Annotated in this window: 5 protein-coding genes; 2 read left to right on the top strand and 3 right to left on the bottom strand. The window is 68.3% G+C overall.

The window, feature by feature from the left end; all coding sequences use genetic code 11:
- Window positions 1–37: 37 nt before the first annotated feature.
- From G5S38_RS15165 to G5S38_RS15155, 3 genes are all read right to left on the bottom strand, one after another.
- Window positions 38–850 (bottom strand): nuclease-related domain-containing protein, encoded by an 813-nt coding sequence (locus tag G5S38_RS15165; protein ID WP_165070421.1) that lies wholly within the window; start codon window positions 848–850, stop codon window positions 38–40.
- An 82-nt stretch (window positions 851–932) separates the two neighbouring features.
- The gene (locus G5S38_RS15160) at window positions 933–1550 is read right to left on the bottom strand and encodes a DUF1294 domain-containing protein (protein WP_165070419.1); all 618 of its coding nucleotides are present in this window, start codon (window positions 1548–1550) and stop codon (window positions 933–935) included.
- Between the two features lie 93 nt (window positions 1551–1643).
- Entirely contained in the window at window positions 1644–2018 is a 375-nt protein-coding gene (locus G5S38_RS15155) for a YccF domain-containing protein (RefSeq protein ID WP_165070417.1), read from the bottom strand.
- A 51-nt stretch (window positions 2019–2069) separates the two neighbouring features.
- On the opposite strand from G5S38_RS15155, the gene G5S38_RS15150 reads away from it, so the two are divergent.
- Window positions 2070–2849 carry a hypothetical protein gene (locus G5S38_RS15150; protein WP_165070415.1) on the top strand — a complete coding sequence of 260 codons (780 nt, stop codon included), beginning with the start codon at window positions 2070–2072 and terminating at the stop codon, window positions 2847–2849.
- On the top strand, window positions 2849–4111 hold the full coding sequence (locus tag G5S38_RS15145) for an aminotransferase class V-fold PLP-dependent enzyme (RefSeq protein ID WP_165070411.1): 1263 nt from the start codon (window positions 2849–2851) through the stop codon (window positions 4109–4111). The genes G5S38_RS15150 and G5S38_RS15145 overlap by 1 nt, the downstream gene beginning before the upstream one ends.
- Window positions 4112–4193: the final 82 nt, after the last annotated feature.

Genomic DNA, 4193 nt, shown 5'->3' with positions numbered 1-4193 from the left:
GCCCCGAGCCGCCCCGCACCACCCCCAGCCCACACCCTTAGCCCACCGGCACCCCGAACACGACCGACAGCACTCGCGAAATGACCGCGGGGCCATACGCCGGTACCGCGATGAGCCACCCGCCGATCAATCCGAGCACCCAGGTCAGCCGCACCCGCCGCGCCGATCGCATCGCGCGCCGCAGCTCGCCGAACCGTTCGAACGTCGCGGCCTCGACCGCGGGTTCGTCCCGCCACAGCTCGGGCACCCCAAGCGCCGCGACCGTGCGACTCACCTCCTCCGGAGTCAGTACGACCGGCCGCTTCAGCAGCCACCGCCGCAGCCGCGCGGCGTCGAGAACCGTCACCTCCGACGGGGCCGACTTCACCCGAATCTGCCGCGGCGCCACGATCGCGACCACGGCCCGGGCGGCCGGCGCCTCCGGAATCGAACGCCGGAGCAGCGTCGTGACCCGCTTCGCTTCGTGCGTCGAATTACGGATATACGGCTGCCGTTGACCCGACACCATCACGGTCGTGCCCGCCACCCACACCCTCTTGTCTGCGTGGTGCTTGGTGTTGATGGTGAATACTCCGCCGGGTCCGACCACGAGATGATCGATATCCGACTCACCCGTGCCGACGGGCAGCGAGTGGAACACGGTGTATTCCGCGGGCAGTGCGCCCAGCATCCGTCCCACTTCGAGCTCGCCGAGGGCCCCGACATACCAGGGCCGCATGTCGTCGCTGATCGGCGCGATGCCGAACAGACGCGCGAGAAACCCCTGGGGCCTCAGGTCGGCGTAATCGGCCATGACCCGCTTGACCAACGATTCCGCCGGCATACGCTGTCGAATGGATGTCAGTGTCATGGGTTCCGCCGTTCGTCCCCGTCAGCACATCACATGAGCCACGCTCAGCCCATCCCCGCGACCGGGGGCCACCGCACTCCTCCTACCCCAACCACCCCGCCGCGCTGAACACTACGAGCGCGATCACATTCAGCGCCACAGTCCCCCAGAACGCCACCTGGAATCGTGCCTTGCGGGTCTTATGTCGCAGAATCTGCTGCGCGAGCACGGCTCCCGGCCACCCGCCGATCAGCCCGAACGCCAGCAACGTGCTCTCGGGTGTGCGCCAGCCCCGATCCCGCGCCGCCGCCTTGTCGGCCGCATAGAGAACGTACGAAATGATGCTCGTGCCGACATAGAGAACGATCACCCATGGCGGCAGCTCGCGCTCCACCATCAGCACGGCGAACAGCAGCGCGAACGCGGCGATCGCCACGTACCCGACGAGGCTCCGCCGCCCGGTGAGCCGCCTGGCCGGCGCCCTCGCCATGACCTGCTCCCCCAGCCGCGCCACCACGGTCGCCCGCTGCTTGCCCTCGGGTGTCGTAATCACTTCGAACGTCAGCAGCTCGCCCACGCGTGGCACCCGGGTTCCCGCCGGAAACTCCGAGATGTGCACGAACAGGTCACGCCCACCACCGGTCGGCGCGATGAAACCGAAGCCTCGCGACGGGTTCCACTTGATCAGGGCCCCCTCGACCCGATGCACCGTTGGAACCATTACTCGAGGCTACTCGTCACCTTCCAGGATGTGTCCGAAGACAGGGTGAATGGATGCCACAGCGCCTGCACCCCAGTTGTGGAGGGGTAGTCCCTACGGAAGGTCGACTATCTCCTTGCCGAGCGGCATCAGCGCCACCGGCACCATCTTGAAGTTCGCGATGCCGAACGGGATGCCGATGATCGTCACGCACAGCGCGATGCCGCTGAGGATGTGTCCGATCGCGATCCACACGCCGGCCAGGATCACCCAGATCACGTTGCCGATGAGCGCACCGGTGCCGGCCGTCGGCTTGTCCACCACAGTCTTGCCGAACGGCCAGAGTGCATAGATTCCGATCCGCGCCGCCGCGAAGCCCCACGGAATGGTGATGATCAACACGAACATGATGGCCGCCGCCACCATGTATCCCACAAAGAGCGCGAACCCCGACAGGAGCAACCAGATGATGTTCAGCAGTGTGCGCATGGTGCATCAAGTGTGGCAGGTGGCCGCTGGGGAGGTGGCACACTGGTCTCCGTGACTGACGAAAGACTCCGCCTGCCCACTTCGAGGTTGCAGGTCGTGCTGAATCTGGGGCCGAAGCGAGCCGCCACCCTTCCGCTGCCCCGGGCCCTGCAGCATCCAGACCTCGACGCCGAATGGGATGACGAAACCCAGACCACCGCCGTGTCGGTCGAGTACCCGCGCGGGCAGCTGCACCTCGACGTCACCGACGACGGCATCGACTACCACTTTCACAACGTGAGCGGCGAAACGTCGAACCGCAGCCCCTTTGCGAGGGCGGATGCTGCGCCGATCCTCGAATGGGCACTCGCGTTCGCCGCTGACGTGCACGCGCTAATGCCCGAGCTCGAAGAGAACGCGGGCGAAGCGGCCGAGTGGCACGACCAGGGCTTCACCATCTACGTCTGCGAGACCGAACCAGCCCAGCTCGACCTTCTCGAGATCGACGTCGAAGGCGCCATCCTCACCCTGCCGTGGCTCGGATCCGGGCGCGTCGAGCAGAACCACATCGACGGCGACCACCACCCGATCGAACTGCTGTGGAATCCGCAGCACGAAGAACCCGACCGTCCTATCGCGAAGGCGTGGCTGGACCCGCGTACTGAGGAGCCGCGCACCGCGAGCATTCCCGGCGTCGACTGGAACGAGGTCGGCCTGCCCCAGGCCGAGGTCCTCGAGTGGCTCGAGGGCGTCTATCTCAACCACCACGTGATCGAAGACCCCGCGTCCGCCGTGTTCATCGCCGCGCTGGAACGCATCGGCGGCGTCGACGGATCGGTGCACCGGGGCTGATGAGCACCGAGACAATCGACCCCGGCGACACAGTCGTTCCCGAAAGCGCTGACGTCCCACGCGCTGCCGAAACCACCGCCACCCTGCCGCCAGCGTTCGACGTCGCCGCCGTTCGCGCCCGCTTCAGCGCCCTCACCGACGACGGCTTCACCTACTTCGACGCCCCCGCCGGCAGCCAGGTGCCCGACGAGGTCGGCGACGCCATCGCGCGCCAGATGCGTGAGGGGTCCGGCAACATCGGCGGCTACTACCCGCTCAGCGACGAGCTCTCCGCGCTGGTCGACGCGGCCCGCGAACGCACCGCCGCATTCCTGGGTGGGGATGCCGCGAACATCGTGCTCGGCGGCAGCATGACCACCGTCAACTTCGCCCTCACTCGCGCGGCCGCCCGGGGTTTCTCCGCGGGTGACGAGATCATCGTCACCCGGCTCGACCACGAGGGCAGCGTCGCGCCGTGGAACGAACTCGCCATCGACCGCGGCTTCGTCGTCAAGGTCGCGAACCTCACCGACGACCTGCTCATCGACCTCGACCACCTGCGCAGCCTCGTCACCGACCGCACCCGGGTGATCGCGTTCCCCCTGGCCGCGAACACGGTCGGATCCATCGCGCAGGCCCGCGAGATCGCCGACATCGCGCACTCCGTCGGCGCCATCTCCTGGGTCGACGCCGTGCACTATGCCGCCCACCGCGCCATCGACGCCCGCGCCATTCGCGCCGACGTCATCCTCTGCTCCGCCTACAAGTTCTGCGGACCGCACCTCGGCATGGCCCACGTCGAACCCGGCGTCGCGAACGAATGGCGCGCCTACAAGGTCGCCGCCCGCGCGCTCGACCCGCTCGGCGCCCGCTTCGAAACCGGCACGCTCCCCTACGAACAGCTCGCCGGACTCATCGCCACCTATGACTACCTCGACTCCATCGGCGGCTTCGCGGCCATCGCACCGTACGAGGAGATGCTCGCCGCACACCTGCTCGCGACCCTCCCACCGGAGGTGCGCGTGCTCGGTCCGGCGCTCGTCGACCGCGTTCCGACCTTCCTCCTCACCATCAACGGGCTGTCGGCCGAGTCCATCGCACGCAGCCTGGCCGAGCGCGACATCGGCGTGTGGAAGCACACCTTTGCCTACGAAGTCGGCATGCCCGAGGCGCTCCCCGAGGGCGCCGACCCCATCCGCGTCGGCATCGCCCACTACAACACGGTCGAGGAGATCGACCGGCTCGCCGCCGCCCTCGCCGAGATCGCCGCCGCCCGCCTGTAACCCCCCCCCCCGCCCCCCCCCCGCCTGCACCCGGACGCCCCCCCGCGCCCCCGCCTGCAGCCCCCCACGCGCCCGCCCCCCA

The organism is Marisediminicola senii (assembly GCF_011057645.1).
Taxonomy (GTDB): Bacteria; Actinomycetota; Actinomycetes; order Actinomycetales; family Microbacteriaceae; genus Marisediminicola; species Marisediminicola senii.
Note: the sequence above shows the minus strand (reverse complement) of the source record. Positions and strands in the feature narration are given on the sequence as shown.